This is a genomic window from Mycobacterium asiaticum, assembly GCF_001668675.1.
Taxonomy (GTDB): domain Bacteria; phylum Actinomycetota; class Actinomycetes; order Mycobacteriales; family Mycobacteriaceae; genus Mycobacterium; species Mycobacterium asiaticum_D.
Window position 1 is genome coordinate 1 of record NZ_LZKQ01000307.1, and the last position, 18,528, is coordinate 18,528.

Sequence of the window (18,528 nt, forward strand, 5' to 3'; positions counted from 1 at the left end):
GCGGTTCGGTGTACGGCGTCAGCCGGGCGGCGGCCGCCGACGCGCTCGTGTAGGTGAACATCGCCGACGTGTCCTGGGCCCACATCTCCGCGTACTGGGCTTCGAGGGCGGCGATGGCGGCGGTGTTCTGCCCGAAAATATTGGTCGCCACCAGCAAGGCCAGCTGGCTTCGGTTGATCGCGATCTCCGCCGGCGGCACGACGGCGGCGAAAACCGCTTCGTAAGCGCTCACCGCCGCCTTCGCCTGATCGGCAGCCGCCTTGGCCTGCGCCGCGGTCGCGGTCATCCAGGACACGTACGGGGTGGCGGCCGCCGCCATCGCCGCTGCCGACGGACCTGTCCACGACTCGTTGGCCAATCCGTCGATGAGCAGGCCATAAGAGGCCGCGGTCGACTGCAGTTCGGTGGCCAGCGCGTCCCAGGCCGTGGCCGCCGCGATCATCGGCGCCGCGCCCGGTCCGGTGTAGATCTGCCAGGAGATGATCTCCGGCGGTCGTACCGCGAAACTCATCGGCCGCGCCTTCCCTGTGCTGACGTCATCGGTCAGTCCGCCGGTATCACGATGATGGTCGCCGTAGTGGCGACTTCGTCGGCCGCGGCGACGCCCCCACTGGTGCCGACCGCCCCGCTGCTGGTGGTGCGGATGCTGGCGCCGGCCAGCGCGCGTCCGGCCAGGCTCGCCATGGCCATCTCGCCGAACAGGCCGCCCTCGGCCGCGGCGGGGACCGCCGGGACAGCGCCCGCGCTCACCCCGGGCAGCATCGACGCCATCGTCCTCATCACCGGAGCGGCGGTCACCCAGCCCTGTGGCACCGACAGCGACCCGACGAGGGTCGAGTGCCCCAAAGATGCGGCGACGCCGCTGCTCGGCGCCACAGCCCCGACATATCCGCCCCGCAGCGGCGACAGCCCGGCCACCGGTTTGCCACCGGTGCTCAGCAGCGAGGCCACTCCCGGCGCGTTCTGGGAAAGGCCCAGGATCTGCCCGGCGAACAGCCACCAACCGCCGAACAGCACGAACCCGACGATGGGGCTGTAGGCACCGGTGATGGCGGCGAAGAAGGGACGAATCCCGATGGCGTACGGGGCGATGGCCTCGATCACGGAGCCGACCGGGGTGGACGCGGCTGGGGCGGCGGCCGCGGCCGGGCCGACAGTCTGCAGCGCGTTCGGAATCGCGGTCATCAGCTGGGAGAGACCGGACTGTATTTCGGCGGCGCCGACGGCCTCGCTGGCCGCCGCGGTTTGCCGGGCCACACCCGTCGGGTCGGTGGTCTCCGGCGGCTCGGTGAACGGCGCCAGCTCCGTGGCCGCCGCCGAGGAGGCCGCGTATCCGTACATTGCCGCGGCGTCCTGGGCCCACATCTCGGCGTACTCCGCCTCGGTGGCGGCGATGGCCGGCGTGTTCTGGCCGAAGATGTTGGTCGCGATCAGGGCCAACAGCAGGGCGCGGTTGGCCGCGACCGCGGGTGGCGGCACGGTGCCCGCGAACGCCGTCTCATAAGCCGCGGCCGCCGCTTTCGCCTGCATTGCCGCCTGTTCGGCCTGTGCAGCGGTGTTGGTCAGCCAGGCGACATACGGCGTCGCCGCGGTAGCCATCGCCACCGCCGCCGGCCCGTGCCACGACCCCACCGTCAAGCCCTGCACCGTCGAGCCGTAGGACGCGGCCGTGGAATGCAGTTCCGCCGCCAAGGCGTCCCACGCCGCCGCAGCAGCGAGCATGGGTCCGGAGCCAGCCCCCATATACATTCGTCCAGAGTTGATCTCTGGCGGTAACGCCCCGAAGTCCATCTACTCCCCTCCGGTCCCCTTGTGGCCGCCATCGTAATCACCGGTTAACACATCCGTCCGCATTGCTGACGGAGCTCATATGAAACTCACCAGGTATCCCAATGGCACTCCGCAAAATTTGCGTGGCGGAGCGGAGAGGGCAGATCGATATCCCTTGATCAGGACTTTTGTCGGAAATGAATGATCCGGCGTCCTTTACCCCGGCGATGGAGCCGGTTTGATTACGCGGGTCGGCGACTGCTTAGCCAGAAATAAAGTAGATCAAGAGGTGGGCGCGCGAATAAACGTCAAAAGCACCCGGAACCGGCGCTGGCACGCGCCACTGCAGCAAAGTGTGAGGACCGCTTTACCGCACGGTTACAAAAACGGTCGGGCACACCGGCCGGACCGCTAATTGACGCCCGCTGACGTCAGCTCTTGGAAAGGTGTTGCGGGCAGTAGTATTTCGCCGCTATGACAGCGAACTGCGCTGCGGCGTCCATATTGAACGACGGGTTGTGCGTCTTTACATCGTTGACCAGTTCCAGGCCGGACTCGCCGTTGCTCAAGCACGTGCACACCGCGTGGGCCGAGCCGATGGCCGCAGCCGGGTTGCTGTAGCCGATGTCGGCGCCATGCAGGGCCGCGAGGAAACCCGGGTCGTCACCACCCGGTCCGTCATCGGGGTCGGCGTAAGCGGGCGCGGCGAGACCGATCACGGCGGCGGCGCCGATCAGCATGAGTAGCAGTTTCATGACACTCCTTTCGTGTTCTGCTGCAGAGTCTTTGGATTACTAACCCAGCTGCGCGTCCGGTGGCACGACCCTGGCCTTCTCGCCCTTGGCCAGGTGCACCGCGTGGATACCGGGTTTCTTCGCCAACTGTTCGAGCAGGCTGTCCAGACCCTCTTGGTCGACGGTGTGGTGCTGAACGCTTTCTGGCTGCTCAGAGATCTGCGCGACCAGCCGCTTGAGCTTCTCGGGTGACTTGAGGTCTTTGAGGTCCTTGACCGGCGTGAGACGGCCCCGCACGCCGGTGCCGGCCAGAGCACCGGGCGCCCCTGCGCCCAAAGCACTTCCGGCCATGCCTGCCAGTGACATCGAGCTCAGCAGGCTACCCGCGCCGAGCTCGGCCGCCGGCACCGCTTCCGGTCCGGCTGCCGACAAGGCCTCCGCCACAGTTTGGATGGCCGGAGTGTTTGCGGTCCAACTCGGCGGAACGGTAAGCGATCCCACCAACATGCCCCGACCGAAGTTCGCCGACGTGCCTGCCGACCCCGCCCCGGTCAGCCAACCGCGGCCCCAGTTCGGGGCCAGCAGCCCGCCGCCCAGCGCATCTTTGGGAAGCTCGCCGAGTATCGACCCGGGTTTGATCCCGAACTTGAGCACCTGGGATACCGGGAGGTTGATCAGCAACCCGATGTCGTTGAACTGGGTGGTAAAGCCAAGTGGGACTTTGACTGCCGAGTAGAGCGCCGTGAAGGTCGAGGCCCCGGCCGGTCCGAACAGGCCGTTGAGCATTCCGGTGATGGTGGCGGTGTAGTCGCTGCTCAAGTTGGCGAGCACTTGCAACAACTCCGAGACCGGGTTGCCTGCCGCCAGGATCGATTGGACGGCGTTTCCGGCCGCCGTGCCGGCGGATTGACTGGCTGCCAGCGCCTGGTTGGCCAGTCCGCCGCTGTTGACGATTTGCGGCGGCTCGGCGAACGGCGTCACTTGGCTTGCCGCCGCGGCAGAACCGGCGTAACTATCCATCGCCACCGCATCCTGTGCCCACATCTCGCTGTACTGGGCCTCGGTGGCTGCGATCGCCGCGGTGTTCTGGCCGAACAGGTTGGTTGCCACCAGTGATGCCAATTGTGTTCTATTGGCTTCGATCTCGACGGGCGGCACGTGTCCGGCGAAGGCGGCCTCGTAGGCCGCCGCCGCCGCGGTGGCTTGTGTCGCGGCCTGGGCGGCTTGGGCGGCGGTGGCGCTCATCCACGTCACATAAGGCGTAGCCGCCGCCGCCATGGCCAGCGAGGACGGACCCACCCACGGCCCACTTGTCAGGCTCGCGATCACCGAGCCGTATGACGCTGCGGTGGACTGCAATTCGGTCGCGAGCCCATCCCAGGCCGCCGCGGCGTCGAGCAATGGGCCCGCGCCCGGGCCGGTGTACATCCGGCCCGAATTTACCTCCGGCGGAAACGCTGCGTAAAACACCTCTACCTACCCCCTACCCGGAGTGCGCATTGAATGGCCTGTGCTGAGCGATATTTCGTCGTCACACGCATGCCGTCACTCGTCCTCGAGTGCGGGCAGCACAAAGATCATGGCCGCGGCGGGGTCGGCCTCAGCGACGACGCCACCAAGGGAACCCGCCACCGCGCCGCCGCTGCCTCCGGACGTCGCCACGGTCGTTGCCAGGGCCCGTCCCGCCAGGCTGGACAGGGCCATCTGGCCGAACACGCCGGTCTCGCCCATTGACGCGGCCGGAGCCGCTGCCGCCGCCAGATTGGCGGACAGGGTCTGGGCGACCGTCCGGATAGCGGGGGCGGCCGTGGTCCAACCTTGCGGCACGGACAGACCCCCGACCAGGGCGGCGCGGCCCATGGCGCCCGAGGCCGCGCCGCCGACCGAAGTCGCGCTGCTCAGGTGTGGGGCGAGCGATTGCGCGATCGGCGCCAGCGTCCCGGAGATGGGTGCTGCCGGAGTCAAAAAGGCTTGCACACCTTGCCCGTTCTGAGCGTAGGAATAAACCTGGCCAAAGGACAGGAACGGCCCACCCGGGATGGAGGTGAAGCCCTGCGCCGAGAACGGGCCGGTAAGGACACTGAAGATCGAGTTGAAGTTCGTCAAATCGGTCATCAATCCCGGCGGCAATGTCAGCGAACTGATCTGCGGCAGCGCGAGTCCGGGCAAGAACGACGTCGATCCGGTGGTCGGCGATGCAGAAATCGTTGATGCCAAGCCCTGTAGCGCGTTCGGCAGCGAGCTGATCAGTTGACCCAACTGGGTGGTGACATCTCCACCGGTGGCGGCGCCGGTGGCCTGCGACACCGCGGCCGCCTGCGCGGCCGCACCGGCGTCGTTGGTGGTCTGCGGCGGTTCGGTGAACGGCGTCAATTGCGTTGCCGTTGCCGATGATCCGGCGTATGCATACATCGCGGCGGCATCCTGGGCCCACATCTCCGCATACAGTGCCTCGGTCGCCGCGATCGCCGGCGTGTTCTGGCCGAGAAAGTTGGTGGCGATCAGCGCCATCAACTGCGCCCGGTTCGCCGCGATGATCGGCGGGGGAACTGTTGCGGCAAAGGCGGTTTCGTAGGCCGCCGCGGCGATCTTGGCTTGTGCGGCCGTCTGGTCGGCGCGGGTGGCGGTGGCCGAGATCCATGACACGAACGGTGCGACCGCAGCCGACATTGCAATCGCCGTGGGCCCATGCCAGGACCCAGAAGTCAACCCCTCCAGGGTGGAGGCGTAAGCCGCTGCTGTGGAATGCATTTCGGCAGCCAGCGCGTCCCATGCCACTGCGGCTGTCAACATCGGGCCGGCGCCCGGGCCGGTGTACATGCGCCCCGAGTTGATCTCAGGCGGTAGCGCCCCGTAATCCATGCGTATTACCCCTTTTTCCGTCCGGCCTCAGACGGCAGCGCTGCCCCTGCGGTGAAGTTGCCCCCCACGGATCCGATGATTTCCGTGTATTTGTTAACACTTTCCATTGAATCTATTTTCGTTTCGTTTCTGCCGTGTAATCGCGAAGTGAACAAGAACTCTCACTTTCTCACTTGGGCGCGTGATATCAGGCGCGAAGAAATGATTTTTCGGGCAAACTGCCAGGTCAGCCCGATAGGCAATAGGCATTATCCCGGTTACATTGAATATAATTGCGCTAATTCAAGGCATGCCAAATAAACGCCTCAAATAGGCAAATGTGAAACTCAACAGATGTGAGTATTAATCATGCCGATTACGGTCGTGCCGGCCTCTCAGCGAGACCGTGGAAGGCAACATTGTGTCGAAATACTGCAGGTATGCGGACCCCATCCCTCCTCGCGTGTACCCGGGCGGTCAGGGGTTGATGGCTGTGCCTGTCGCCCGGACACCGCCGATGCCGCCCTGGTCACGCCGAGCGTCACGGCGAGTTCTCCTACCGTTAAGAAACAAACATATGCAAAAGGTTAGGAGACGGTATGCCCGAAGCGCTGTTACCAGCCTGCCACGTTGCTGGAGGTTCGCTGAGAAGTGCATTTCCGCAGCTCAGCGGCCTAACCTGCGGCCGGTGGACGGGTAACGAAGGTGGGCTTGAACCCGTACTGTGGGACCGCGCGGCCGAACGGCTGGCTCGCGGCGCTGCCCAGCGGTACGCCGGGCATGCCGGCCGGTCCCGCCGGTGGCGGGGCCACCATCGGGGTGCCGCCGAGTGCGGAGTGCAGCGGGCCGTTCAGCGGCGCGGCGGCCGTCCAGGCCGGAGGCACCGAGAGCTTGCCGACGATGCCGGAATTGCCGGTGCCGGCGGCGACCAATCCGCGCAATCCGCCGGCGGCGGTGTCCACCTGACCCAGGGCCGCGATGGCTCCTGGTGCGGCGGCGTTCTGCGCAGCGCCCGCCGCGCCCGCCACGTCCGAGGTGGCCGACGTGCCCAACAGGCTGGACAGGGTTCCCACGGTGGCGCCCGGTGTGAGCGCCCCGGTGGAGGTGATGGTGTTCCAGATGTTCGCGTTGGGCCCCCAGGTGTTGAGAAATCCCTCCAACCCGCCCGCTCCGGTGGTGCCATTGGTTCCAGCCAGCGCCTCGAGTGCCCCCGGCACGGCTGACATCAATTGCGACAATGCGCTCTGCTGGCCGGCTGCTGAGGCGCCGGCCTGGCTGACCGCGGCGGCTTGAGCCGCCGGTCCGCTGGGGCTGGTCGTTGGCATCGGCTCGACGAAGGGGCTCAACTGGGTCGCCGCGGCCGACGAGGCCGCATATCCATACATGGTGGCGGCGTCCTGTGCCCACATCTCGGCGTACTGCGCCTCCGTCGCCGCGATCGCCGGGGTGTTCTGGCCCAGGATGTTCGTGGCGATCAGCGCCGTCAATTGGGCGCGATTGGCCGCGATCAGCGGTGGCGGCACGGTTGCTACGAATGCCGCTTCATACGCGGCGGCAGCGGCCTCGGCTTGCGCCGCGGTCTCCTCAGTCGCGGCGGCCGTCGCGCTCATCCAGGCGACGTAGGGAGCGGCCGCCGCGGCCATCGCCGTGGAAGCCGGACCGAACCATTCTTCGCCCGTCAGCGCCAACAACACGCCCCCGTATGACAGCGCCGTAGCCCGCAGCTCCGTGGCCAGCCCCTTCCACGCCGAAGCCGCGGCCAACATCGGGCCGGAGCCGGCTCCGGTGTACATGCGCGCGGAATTGATTTCCGGTGGCAAGGCTGCAAAATCCAGCACAGCGGTCATCGGTGGCCTCCCCCACTAATGCCCAAATCCGATTTTGGGCAGCCGGCATCACAAATTCATGCGGCAAATTCGCACACAGCAATTACGCGCGTCTGCGACAGAATTACGAGCAGACGGCGATTAACGCCAGAGCCGATTCAGCTTGCGAATACAGCGCCCGGGTCGGATCGAAACGAAATGGTCGTCGATCTCGGATAGGAACTATCGCCGGGACTCACTCCGCTCTCACCTCCTTCGGGCCAGGGCACACGGGGATGCCATGCGCACGCGACACAGAGATGAGGCAACAGCGCAAAACCGCTGGGCCAGCACCTCTCTCGACAGAGCTTTGGCACCACACGGCGTATCCGGCGGGTACCGGAAGCCACTTGGGCTCAACCCTTAAGCCGGGAAGAGCTGTCCTGACCCTGGGCGTCTTTCGACGTTCGAGGTCAGTGGCCTGTGTCCGTGCAGACGCCTCACCTAGCGAGGTGCATGCAAAGGCCATCGTGGCACTGAAGTCGGTAAGAGTCAACTCGGCACGCTGACGAAAGTCGGCGGGGACCGAAGACAAATGATGAGACGTATTTTCGCGGGGTCGCCCACGAATTTATCTGCGCAATTATCCGGCCGCGACCGGACGGGGCATGATGGTTAGCTTGAAGCCGTAGCGCGGACCGTTGCCCCAACTCCGCGCGTACGCATTGGCGGCGGGCATGCCGGGCAGTCCCGGCGTCCCTGCCGCAGCAGGCGCCGCCCCGGTCGGGGTGGAAGGGGTGCCGGTCATCGCGATGCCACCGCGGCCGGCGGCCTCGACGGCGGTCGTCCAACTCGGCGGCACAGACAGCCGCCCGACCAGGTTGGCCTGGTTGGCCCCGGCACTCACTCCCCCGGCACCGGATGGTGCGCCGGTGAGTCCGGCGCTGACGGACGCCGCATCGCCGGCGGCGGGCGCGGCTGCCTCGGCACCGCCCTCCGCCACCGCCTCGACGTCGGCGATCGAATCGGTGACGGCGGGACTGATCACCGCAGGCGACACGTACTGGGCTGATACGAACCCGTTCAACAGGTCGGAGTTCAGGAATATCCCGTAGGGGTTGCCGTCGTTGCCGTCCAGGAAGTTCAGGATGTCGGCGAGCAGCCCCGTCTGCGGGAGCGAGTCGAAGGGCGATGTCTCCGCCGGCGACGCGAGTTGTTGCAAGCTGGCCGGCAGGGCGGACATCAGTTGCGGTAGTTCGCTCTGCGCGAGTCCTGACCCGGTGGCGTGGGCCACCGCGGCGGCCTGCCCGCCGGGCCCGGCCGGGTCGGCGATCAATTCGGGTTCGGTGAAGGGCGTCAACGTTGCCGCGTCGGCGGCGCTGGCGGCATAGGCGTACATGGCGGTGGCGTCCTGTGCCCACATCTCGGCGTATTCGGCTTCGGTCGCGGCGATGGCAGGGGTGTTGATGCCCAGGAAATTGGTGGCGATCAGTGCCAGCAACCGGGCCCGGTTGGCGGCCACCACAGGCGGGGGCACCGTCATGGCGAACGCGGCCTCAAAGGCCGCCGCCGCAGCCGCAGCCTGACCGGCGGTCTGCTCGGCCTGCGAGCTGGTGACGCTGAGCCACATGACGTACGGCGCCGCGGCCGCGGCCATTGCCGCCGACGCCGGGCCCAGCCACCCGTCACCGATCAGGGTCGCTATCACCGACTCGAAAGCCGTTGCGGTCAAACGCATTTCCGCGGCAACGGCGTCCCAGGCCGTCATCGCGGCCAGCATTGGTGCCGCGCCGGGACCGGTGTACATGCGCAGCGAGTTGACTTCAGGTGGGAGTGCTCCGTAATCCAATACCAGCACCTCCTTAACCGACGGTGGTTCTCCCTCCTGTCAGCCCGCGGCCGGTGGGCGCCCCATGATCGTCGGACGGAAGCCATAGCGCGGCGGGTTGCCGAAGCTGTGGCCGTACATGCCCGGAGCGGGCATGCCGGGGAAACCGGGCACGCCGGAGGCGGCGGCCGGAGCGACGGCGGTACTGGTCCACCCACCGCCGGCGGTAGCCGCGCCGGCATGGTTGACCACCGAGGTGGCCGCGGTCCAGGTCTGCGGCACGGACAACCGACCGACCACCGCCGACTGGTTGATGCCTGCCGTCACGCCGCCGCTGCCGGTGGCGAAGGAAGCCTCGGCCACATCCATCAACGGGGGGAGATTCGTCGGGTTGGCCGGCGACCCGGCCGGTATCCAGGATCCGTTGCCCTCGCCAGAGCCCATCGGTGGGATCGCCGACTGCTGCGCCCCGAGAGCCACCGCATTGATGTCCGCCAAACCGGCGAAGACCGCCGGGGCCACGATGGCGGGGCTGGTATAGCCGGCCGACACGAAGCCGTTGACCAGGGTGGAATTCAGGAAGATCCCGTACGGATTACCGTCGTTGCCGTCCAGGAAATTGAGGATGTTGGCAAGCAGGTCGGCGCCGGGGAAAGCTTCGGCCGTCGCCGCCGGCGCGGCCAGACCCTGCAAGGTGGACGGGACCGAAGACATGAGCTGCGAAAGCTGCGACTGGGCCACGGTGCCTGTGGCGCTTCCGGCTGCCTGGGTGACCGCCCCGGCCTGAGCCGCCTGCCCGGCCGGGTCGGTGACCTGCGCCGGCTGGGTGAACGGTGTCAGCGTCGAGGCCACCGCCGAGCTGGTGGCGTAGCCGTACATCGCCGCCGCGTCCTGGGCCCACATCTCGCCATAGGCGGCCTCGTTCGCCGCGATCGCGGGTGTGTTTTGGCCGAGCAGGTTGGTGGCGACAAGCATCTGCAACTGCGCGCGGTTTGCGGCGACGGCCGCCGGGGGCACCGTCATCGCGTACGCGGCCTCATAGGCAGCCGCCGCTGCCGCCGCCTGGCTGGCGGCCTCCTCGGCCTTGACCCCGGTGAGGCTCATCCAGGTCAGATACGGGGTGATCGCGGACAGCATCGACTTCGATGCCGGCCCGAGCCAGCCGTCACCGGTCAGCACGGAGATCACCGTGTCATACCCGGCTGCCGTCGCATGGAGCTCGGCGGCCAGCCGGTCCCAGGCGGCAACCGCGGCCAGCAAGGGTGCCGAACCGGGCCCGGTGTACATGCGCAGTGAGTTGACTTCAGGGGGTAGCGCGCCGAAATCCACCGCAATCACCTCCCGCCCGCGGCGTCGGGGTGCATGGTGAATAACGTTCTGACGCAATGATATTGAGCGGAAGGCATCGGACTCTCCTAACGGATGGTCCGACCCAGCTACGGGCCTCGGCCGCTGTGGTGGTGTCGGGGTGCTTCCGAAAGCGTGGATGCCGCGCGTCGGATAGGTGCGCCAGCCGATTCCGACGACGGGAAAGCGCCGTGACCGGATCGGAAAGGAATGGTCATCGAATTCGTACAGTCGCTGTTGATCGGCTCAGTAAGGCCCCACCTCCCGTCACCGTCGGGGCACACGGGAGCGCCACCGTGATCGCACTGCTGCTCGTCCTGGTCCGAGTTGCACACAGCGTATCGGGCCGAAGCGGCAGCGGAGGGTTGTTAGGCAGAACAGATAGTTCGTGCCGCGCGGGGGTTTTGCCGGGCGCCTGACGACGCTATTTGGTCTTCTTCTCCGCGACCGCGGCGGACAGGCCCTCGGCGAGATCTTCGCGGGTCAGCTCACGGAATCGGCGCATCTGCGCTTCGCTGAATTCGATGGAATCGCTGTTGAGCACCGCGTCCAAGTCTTCGTCGTCGAGCCGGAAGCTGCGGTGGTCACGCGCCTTCTCCACCACGTTGCGGACGAAGCCGGCGTTGCCCAGCATGTCGATTCCGCGGATCAAATCGCCGTCCTCGGAGTAAGTCTCGTCGGAGTAGAACTTGGTGTAGGACGGCAGCAGGATGGCTGCCTCGTGCTCGGTGATGACGTCCTCGTTCTCCCGGCCCATCAGGATCGTCAACGCGACGAGTTCTTCCGGTGTGTAACTGAAGAACTCGATGACGGTCGAAAACCGCCGCCGCAGGCCCTGGTTCACCTCGAGCATCTTCTCCATCGCCTTGGCGTACCCGGCGCCGAACACCACGAGCTCGTCGCGATGGTTCTCCATGTAGAGCAGCAGCGTGTTGATGATGGCGTTGCCGTACGGGTCGCCCTGCGAGTAACCCTTCTCGTGCAGCGTGTGCATCTCGTCGAAGAACACCGCACCGCCGAGCGCTCCTTCGAGCATCTCTTCGCAGTTCTTCTCCGCGTCGGCCATGTAGCGGCCCAGCAGCTTGGTACGACTGGTCTCCACCACCAGAGGCTTGCGCAGCACCGTCAAGCCGCACAGCTGCTTGGTGAAAGCCCTTGCCACCGAAGTCTTTCCGGTCCCCGGAGGGCCCAGCAGCAGGGTGTGCCGCGACGTCACCGGAACCGGCAGCCCCATCTTGGCGCGCGCCAGGTTCACCTTCGTCGTCGACTTGATGAGTTTGATTTCCTTCTTGGCCTGCTCCATGCCGAGCATCGCGTTGAGTTCGGCATCGCCCTCGGCCAGGTACTTCGCGGCCTCTTCGGCGTGCCGGGCGGCTTCGGCCTGCGCCCTCGTCGGGGCACTGTCCGGATCCCACGGATCCGTGCGCGCCTCAATGGTTTCCGGGTCGGTCAGCACCAACCGGAAGTTCGGGTTGTCCAGTGCTTCGCGGGCGGGAGTGAACTTCGCGTCGCGGGAATACACCCGGCGCAGCAGTTCGACGGCCTCCTCCTCACGGCCCACGTGGCGAAGGCACATGCCCTGGGTGTACAGGGCGATGTTCGCCGCGCCAGGCACGCGGTCGCCTTCGATGGCTTCCTGCCCCCGCCGGAATGCTTCCTCGAACACCCCTAGGGAGGCCAGGGCGGTAGTGGCCATTGCGGCGCCCGCCGCCTTCAGTTCCGGGTGACGCCACGGCGTGGCTTCGGGGAACTGGGCCAGCACATCCGGCCAGCGCTTGGTGCGGAAGTAGAGCACCCCGCGCACGTAGCTGACCAGTTCTGAATCGAACGGGTGCCGGGGTTCGGTTGCGTCGAGCAGGTCCGCGGCTTCCTTGTACCTTTTGTTCTCGGCGAGCACCGCCGCGTAGGCGCAGGCCAGTGAGTCCACGCTGGTCACCGCCAGCCGCAGGAACAGCCCGTCGGAAACCTCCGGCCGGAACTGCAAGTCCGTCACGCCGAGGCGACGGGTTTCCCAGCCGAAGGTCCGTACCGCCGCCCACGCGCCGGCGAGCACCTCGAGACTCTGGTCACCGGCGAGTATCCGCGCCAGCCAGGCATCGCACATCCCGGGATCCAGCGTGGTGGCGGTGGTGAACATCTGCGCCGCGACCTGCGGATTGTGGCTGGGTTGCAGCCCGTTGACGGAAATTCCGGATGCCAGAAGCCCGGCCACCATGGCGTTTCTGGCATCTTCGGCGGTCGACTGCGTGCGCGTCATTGCGTTGCTGCGCTGATGGCGTGCTCCGGCTCAGGACCCACTGGTAATTCCAGCTCGTCATGGTCTCGTAAGTCGCGGCCCGGCACGACCAATGGCGAACGGGTGGACGGGGCCGGCAAACTGGCGCGCACCGCGGCCAGCTGGCGTCCGGTGAGCCGGTTGAGCCCGGTGGAAAGTTGCCTGGGCAGTCTGGATTCGCTGTGGTAGCGCACCCAGGCCGACAGCCGCGGCCGTCCGTCGTGCGTCGCCAGGCGCAAGGTGAGCACGGTCGCGCCCACTTCGGCGGCGTCGGACAGCCACACGTCGGCCAGCGTCGCCGAGTCGATGTCTGTCGGCGTCACCCAGAAGCTGGTGACGAATCCGTTGAAGTGCTTGAGGTGGCGCCACCCCGGCCGGCTCCAGGTCGGCTCCAGGTCGGCAAGCACCGCGCTGTCCACCTCGGCGAGCTCGTCGGCGGTAAGCGGACGGGCGGCGCAGCTCTGCCCGTCGAGATCCTGGACCAACCGCTCGGTGGCCGCCACCATCGTCGAGGCCAGCGAATCGCGGCACACCACGGCCCCCACGTTGCGCAGCGGATTCATCCGCAAGACCAGCCAGGTCCGCCGGCGATTGCCGCCGGGCTGATCCCCGACCATCCCCCACTCTTCCGGCCCCCACTCCTCCAACGAGGCCGACGCCTTTGCGGCCGCCGCGCCGCCGCGCACCTGCACCGACACGATGTCGATGGCGTCGAGGTGAATATCGAACTGGCGCAACCCATCTGCGACCGCCGCAACCGGCAGTATCGGGACCGACCCGGTGCGGTGCCGGTGCCGGCCGGACGGGTCGGCCTCGCCGCCGCCCACCTCGACGACCGTGACGAGCTGGCCGCGGTATTCCCGCACGCCAACCGTGTCGCGCCCGAAGCGTCGCTTGTAGTCGACGGCCGGCGTACATCCGGCGCCGAGGGCGGTACCCGGGTCGGCGGACCAATCCCACAGCCAGTTGGCGAAGCCACTGGTGACCGTGATGCCGTGATAGGTGACCAGCGACAGCAGCGTCACCAGGACGGCGATACCGACGCCGACCCACCATGCGATCCGGTTCTCGCCCTGCCACGAGTCGGGAGCGTGGCTGGCCAGCACCAGGATCAACACGTCAGCCAAAAACACCGCGGTCAACCGCGGCCATGACAACGCCAATCCGAGCTTCCGCTGTGCCTTCATTGCTGTTTCCGCGATCGTCGCATCAAAGTTGCTGTACCGAACACTGCTCCGCCTATCAATAGTGCCGCAGTCAGGCCCCCGGTAGCCACCCACACCGGCGTCATATTGCGCGGAGCGGGCGGCTTCGGCAGCGACAGCGGCGCCGAAAGTTGTTTGGGTGCCTCGGGCGGTCCCTTCGGGACATCCCAGGTCAATGCGGCTACCGGGTCAACCACACCGTATCCGACCTGGTTGTCCACCCCCCGTGCGGGCGGCCTGGCGGTGTGGATCAGGCGTTGCATGACCTGGTAAGCCGACAAGTCGGGGAACTTGGCGCGCACCAGTGCGGCCACACCCGAAACGATCGCCGCGGAGAAGCTGGTCCCGGCCGGAACCAGCAACGTGTTGTCCGGACCGTCGATCGCGTTGATCAGGCCGTCGTCGCGGGGCGAAAGTCCCATGACGTCGGTTCCCGGTGCCGACAGCGACACCCACGGCCCGGCGATGCTCATCTGCGACAGCGGCTGACCGTTGGTGTCGACCGCGCCGACGGTCAGTACGTAGTCGCTGAACCACGACGGCGTCACCACGGTGGTGACCGAATTCCACACCCGCGGGTCATTGGGCGACAACGGGTCGAAGATCGGGTTCTGCTTGCAGTCCTTCTTGCTGTTGTCACCGGCCGCGGCCACGATCAGCGCGTTCTTGTCGACCGCGGCATAGTGCACCGCGGCGCCCAGGACGCGCTGGTCGATCACGTTGCGAGCGCTCATGCAGGTCACGTCGGAGATGTTGATGATCGACGCGCCCATGTTGGCAGCATGCACGATCGCGCGCGCCATGGTCTGGACATTGTCGATCTTCGCGGCCGTCTGCGGATCTTCGTCGCCGGTGTAGGCGTCCTTGAGACCGAACGCCTGGCTCGACTGGCGGATCGAGATCAGCTCGACATCCGGGGCCACCCCACTGAAAGCATCCGGTGCCGGTCCGGGCGGGGCGGGCAGTTGCGGTGCCGCCGTGGGAGTCGCCGGCGCCGGCGCTGACGAGGACGGCGCTGACGATGTAGCCGAGGTTGACGGCGTCGGTGATGTCGACGGCGTCGGAGCCAGCGGGCGCGGGTGGTCGACGGGTCGCACCCGGGCGCCGCCCGAGTAACCCGGAATCGTCACTGTGCCGCCGCCGCGATTGCCGGACGGAGCCTGGCCGGGTCCCGGCGGCAGACCCGGACCCGGCGCCGGGCCCGGCCCGGCGCCCTCGCTCGGAGGCGGCGCCGGGATGACCGTGATGGTCGGACCGGGCACCGGTGACAATGTCACGGTCTGCGGTGGCGGCGGCTTCTCGGTGGTCGGCACGGTGACCGGGCGGCGCGGCGACGCCGGCGGGGGCGCGGCCCCGTTGGCGGGCGCGGCGCCGATCATCGAGGCGACCAGGGTGCCGTGGGCGTCGCAGTCCGACAGCCCGTCACCGCCGGCCATCACGTAGTCGCCACCGGGGATCAGGCGGGGCAACCGCGGGTGTGGCGTCACGCCGGTGTCGATGACTGCGACCTTGATACCCTCGCCGCGGCCGAACTGCCACGCCTCGTTGAGGTTGAGCATCTCCATGTACTTCGGCGGGATCTTGAAGTCCGTGCCCGGCATGACCCCTACTTCGGTGCAGTAGGAGTTCTGCTTGGTCGGTGCGATGGGGCCCGGGGGGCTGTCAGGCGGCAACGCCCCCGGGTCGATCGCCGGAGGCGTGATCGCGTGCGCCGGTGGCATGCCGGCCAGTGCACCAACTGTCAGCAGCATCGCGGCTACGGTCGCGCTGGTCGCGCGACCGCGCCACGATCGGCTGCTAACGGTATCGAATGGCTGCATAGACGTTCATCAACCACAATGCCAGCGGGAAGATCGGGATCAAGCAGAGGTACTCGAGCCACTCGACGAACTTCCGGAACAGTGGGCTGTAGATCGTGTTCGGCACCACCGCTGCGGCCGTCATACCCGCCGCGGGAAGCAGAATCAGAATCGCGGCCGAAACCGACACTGCCAGCGGCGAGGCCAGCACGAACGCGTAGCGCACCAGCACCGCGGCGATGATGATGACCCCGGTGGCGGCCAGGGTGATGGCCTGCCAGCGATCCACATACGAGCGACCGCGCAGCAGCAGGAAGCCTGCCGTGAAGCCCGCGAGGATCAGCGGCAGCCACCGCTCGCCCGCGTGCGGGTTGCACAGCGCGGTCAGGCAGATGACCACCAGGACGCCGAGGCCCACCAGCAGACCGCTCAGGAAGGAGCGGGCACGCTCAGCCTGCAGCAGCACGTCGCGGACCGAAGCGGGTCCCTCCAGGGTCGGCGGACCGCCCTCCGAGCGCACCACGGTGGTCGGCAAATCGGGCCGGGCCTCGAAGACCCACCGGCTGGTGGCCGACGGGAACACCGGGAGCCGGATTCCGGCCAGTCGCCGGGACAGGGCCGGGGCGGCGTGGTACAGGATGACGCTGGTCAGCAACAGGCAGGACAGCATGGTCACCGCGCTCGTGGCCGCAACCATGCGGGCCACGCTGGCGATCGTCGCCAGTGCGGTGATGGTGACCACGGCGGTGTAGATCGCCAGCCGGCGGCCGGTGAACTTCAGCGCCAGCGTCGCGGCAACCGCGAGGACTCCGAAGCCCAGCACCGCGTTCGGGGAGCCGACCGGACCGGGCGGCGCCGCGGCGGCCGCCACGGTGAGCGGCACCAGCCCGCTCATCAGCAGGATGTCGGCGACGCGGCGGTCGGCGTCATTCTTGGCACGCATCAGCAGCAGCACGCTCATCGCCAGCACCAGCACCGCGATGATCGAGGTGAAGATGGTCGTCAACCACGTGTTGTGGTGCCAGCGCCACCAGCCGAGCACACCCGAGGCCAGCACCACACCGGTGGCCACCATCGAGGCACCGACCTGGACGGCGACGACCGGGTCGATGGCGGCGAAACGCTTGCTCAGGTTGGCCGAGACCGCGGTCGAGATGTGCTCGATGACCTGCGAGCGGTGTTCGCCGTCCGGAATGAACCGGATCCACAGGCGGTCACCGTCGTAGACGTCCTGCTCGGTCAGCGATTGCGTGGCGCGCAGCGGCGAGCCGTCCACCAGGCACAGCGCCCACCGGCCCCGCCCGGTTGCCTCCAGCGGCGTCTCGCCGAGCTCCCGGAGCCGGCTGTTGATCACCTTGAGCAACGGGTCGGTCATCACCGAGACCGGGGCGTTGGCATCCAGCAATACGCCGATCTGCACACCCTCGCCGGCCATGATGCCAACGACGACGGCCCTGGGCGACGAAACGCCCTCAACGTCAGTCTGTGGCGCATCAGCTACTGCGGTCATCGTCCTGCACCCCCTGCCTTTGCAATCGTGCTAATGAGTGTCGGTAACGCGGGCGGCTGCGTCGGTGTATTCACCGAGGCGCCGTAACCCTTTTGGAGTTGCGGCTGGACTGACTCCGATTTCATTTGCCTCGCCTCGCGGTCAATAGTTGTGGTTGACGTGTGGTTTTTCAGTTTTGGCAGCTTGCTCCAAAGCAGTATGCCGTGTTGGCATCCAGCTCGCATTTTATGTTCAAAAATGTTGTCGCACAGCGCGTCTCGTAACAGCGCTGTTAAACCCTGCTATGTGTTTTCCACTCGCCATACGGCAAAGTGTCCAAAACTGTCTTCACACCCACTTGCACGAGTTGCGGAGTGGCCGGGCAGATAGCCAGCCACGCCTCGCCGGAGCCGGCCGTGCGGGCCTGCTGATAGAGCGCGATGCGCCCGCCGGATCCGTCCTTGAGGGACAGGACCGAAGCGCTGGGCCCCTTCGCGTCGTCCCGGTATTGCCGGGCGTACACGGCAACCTCGGCGGCGGGGTCGGACAAGGCCTGACCCAGCGCGGCCACTGTGGAGGCGCTGATGCCCATACGTCGCAGATCGCCACCGGAGAAAACGTTGAAGCCAGATTCCTGCCACGACTTGGTGGCCTCGAGCATCTCCTCGAGCGGGACGTTGACGGCGTTGATCGCCGCCGGGTCCGCGTGGTGAATGGATTCGAGGCCGTCCATCACCAGAGCGGCAATGGAGGCACTGTCGGAGACGGTGACGTCATCCACCGTGATGTCGTTGCCGACACGGACCGCGGAAACCCAGTGCTGGCCACGCCGGGCCAGAACCACGCGGAACTCGTTGTCGGGGATGTCGCGGGAACCCGGAACCTGGTTCTCGTCCTCGACCACCCCATAGAGCAGTTTGCCGCGGGACAGCAGTGCGACGACTTCGAGGTCCGGCGCGGCGAGCACTTTCATCCTGGCCGCCACATGCTCGTTGACCGTATCGGCGACCACGATGCCCTGCTCGCGCATCACCGCCATACCGGGGTGCTCGTTGAGCCAGTCGTTGTTGTCGGTGGACACATAGGGCCGGCACCGAAGTTCGGGTGCCACGTGCCGAATGTCCAGCAATGCCTGAAGCATCCAGAAACCGTCCACGTTGACGGTGATGTCGGTGCGGGTGCTCTGTTGATCCATCCCTACCCTCTGTGGTCCTCAGTCATGCGATATCCAATTAACTGCAAGGCACGGCAGCACACCGTCTTGCTTGGTGTGCTGCCGCGCCCGCAGTTTCGGTTGTTAGGCCCAGCTGGAGCCGACGGCGCTGTCCGTCTGCGCCATGTTGTTGCCGGCGGACTGAACCTTCTGGCCGTGCTGGTTGGCCTGCTCGTAGATCACCTGGAAGTTGCGGCCCAACTGGGCGATGAACTCCTGGCA

General features: G+C 67.0%; 13 protein-coding genes, 1 pseudogene and 1 riboswitch. All 14 genes and pseudogenes read right to left on the reverse strand.

Going from position 1 to position 18,528, the window contains the following annotated elements; genetic code table 11:
- The coding region (locus A9X01_RS25535) for a PPE family protein (RefSeq protein ID WP_155772289.1) at positions 1–511 on the reverse strand (511 nt) is incomplete at its 3' end.
- A 32-nt stretch (positions 512–543) separates the two neighbouring features.
- The gene (locus tag A9X01_RS25540; protein ID WP_065123384.1) at positions 544–1,791 is read right to left on the reverse strand and encodes a PPE family protein; all 1,248 of its coding nucleotides are present in this window, start codon (positions 1,789–1,791) and stop codon (positions 544–546) included.
- Positions 1,792–2,201: 410 nt separating this feature from the next.
- On the reverse strand, positions 2,202–2,525 hold the full coding sequence (locus A9X01_RS25545) for a DUF732 domain-containing protein (RefSeq protein WP_065034715.1): 324 nt from the start codon (positions 2,523–2,525) through the stop codon (positions 2,202–2,204).
- 39 nt (positions 2,526–2,564) lie between these two features.
- Positions 2,565–3,974 (reverse strand): PPE family protein, encoded by a 1,410-nt coding sequence (locus tag A9X01_RS25550; protein ID WP_065123385.1) that lies wholly within the window; start codon positions 3,972–3,974, stop codon positions 2,565–2,567.
- A 75-nt stretch (positions 3,975–4,049) separates the two neighbouring features.
- Positions 4,050–5,366, reverse strand: coding sequence for a PPE family protein (locus tag A9X01_RS25555; protein ID WP_065123386.1), 1,317 nt, complete (start codon positions 5,364–5,366; stop codon positions 4,050–4,052).
- A 653-nt stretch (positions 5,367–6,019) separates the two neighbouring features.
- A complete protein-coding gene (locus A9X01_RS25560) occupies positions 6,020–7,192 on the reverse strand; it encodes a PPE family protein (RefSeq protein WP_065123387.1) in 1,173 nt (390 codons plus the stop codon).
- A gap of 305 nt (positions 7,193–7,497) precedes the next feature.
- Positions 7,498–7,669, reverse strand: a riboswitch (M-box (ykoK) riboswitch).
- Positions 7,670–7,793: 124 nt separating this feature from the next.
- The gene (locus A9X01_RS25565; protein ID WP_065123393.1) at positions 7,794–8,999 is read right to left on the reverse strand and encodes a PPE family protein; all 1,206 of its coding nucleotides are present in this window, start codon (positions 8,997–8,999) and stop codon (positions 7,794–7,796) included.
- A gap of 39 nt (positions 9,000–9,038) precedes the next feature.
- A complete protein-coding gene (locus tag A9X01_RS25570; protein ID WP_081282631.1) occupies positions 9,039–10,307 on the reverse strand; it encodes a PPE family protein in 1,269 nt (422 codons plus the stop codon).
- Positions 10,308–10,749: 442 nt separating this feature from the next.
- Positions 10,750–12,582, reverse strand: a complete 1,833-nt coding sequence (eccA, locus tag A9X01_RS25575; RefSeq protein WP_065123388.1) for a type VII secretion AAA-ATPase EccA — start codon at positions 12,580–12,582, stop codon at positions 10,750–10,752.
- On the reverse strand, positions 12,579–13,787 hold the full coding sequence (gene eccE / locus A9X01_RS25580; protein ID WP_065123389.1) for a type VII secretion protein EccE: 1,209 nt from the start codon (positions 13,785–13,787) through the stop codon (positions 12,579–12,581). Before eccE ends, eccA begins: the two co-directional genes overlap by 4 nt.
- Entirely contained in the window at positions 13,784–15,625 is a 1,842-nt protein-coding gene (gene mycP / locus A9X01_RS25585) for a type VII secretion-associated serine protease mycosin (protein WP_065123390.1), read from the reverse strand. The genes eccE and mycP overlap by 4 nt, the downstream gene beginning before the upstream one ends.
- A complete protein-coding gene (gene eccD, locus A9X01_RS25590) occupies positions 15,603–17,114 on the reverse strand; it encodes a type VII secretion integral membrane protein EccD (RefSeq protein ID WP_065123391.1) in 1,512 nt (503 codons plus the stop codon). The genes mycP and eccD overlap by 23 nt, the downstream gene beginning before the upstream one ends.
- 271 nt (positions 17,115–17,385) lie before the next feature.
- Positions 17,386–18,288 (reverse strand): ESX secretion-associated protein EspG, encoded by a 903-nt coding sequence (locus tag A9X01_RS25595; protein ID WP_065123392.1) that lies wholly within the window; start codon positions 18,286–18,288, stop codon positions 17,386–17,388.
- Positions 18,289–18,390: 102 nt separating this feature from the next.
- A pseudogene (locus A9X01_RS25600) lies at positions 18,391–18,528 on the reverse strand (type VII secretion protein EsxI); the annotation flags it as partial.

Coding starts and splice junctions, on each gene's coding strand:
- A9X01_RS25545 (WP_065034715.1), bottom strand. CDS start 2,525: ATGAAACTGCTACTCATGCTGATCGGCGCCGCCGCCGTGATCGGTCTC.
- eccD (WP_065123391.1), bottom strand. CDS start 17,114: ATGACCGCAGTAGCTGATGCGCCACAGACTGACGTTGAGGGCGTTTCG.
- A9X01_RS25555 (WP_065123386.1), bottom strand. CDS start 5,366: ATGGATTACGGGGCGCTACCGCCTGAGATCAACTCGGGGCGCATGTAC.
- A9X01_RS25540 (WP_065123384.1), bottom strand. CDS start 1,791: ATGGACTTCGGGGCGTTACCGCCAGAGATCAACTCTGGACGAATGTAT.
- A9X01_RS25560 (WP_065123387.1), bottom strand. CDS start 7,192: ATGACCGCTGTGCTGGATTTTGCAGCCTTGCCACCGGAAATCAATTCC.
- mycP (WP_065123390.1), bottom strand. CDS start 15,625: ATGCAGCCATTCGATACCGTTAGCAGCCGATCGTGGCGCGGTCGCGCG.
- eccA (WP_065123388.1), bottom strand. CDS start 12,582: ATGACGCGCACGCAGTCGACCGCCGAAGATGCCAGAAACGCCATGGTG.
- eccE (WP_065123389.1), bottom strand. CDS start 13,787: ATGAAGGCACAGCGGAAGCTCGGATTGGCGTTGTCATGGCCGCGGTTG.
- A9X01_RS25595 (WP_065123392.1), bottom strand. CDS start 18,288: ATGGATCAACAGAGCACCCGCACCGACATCACCGTCAACGTGGACGGT.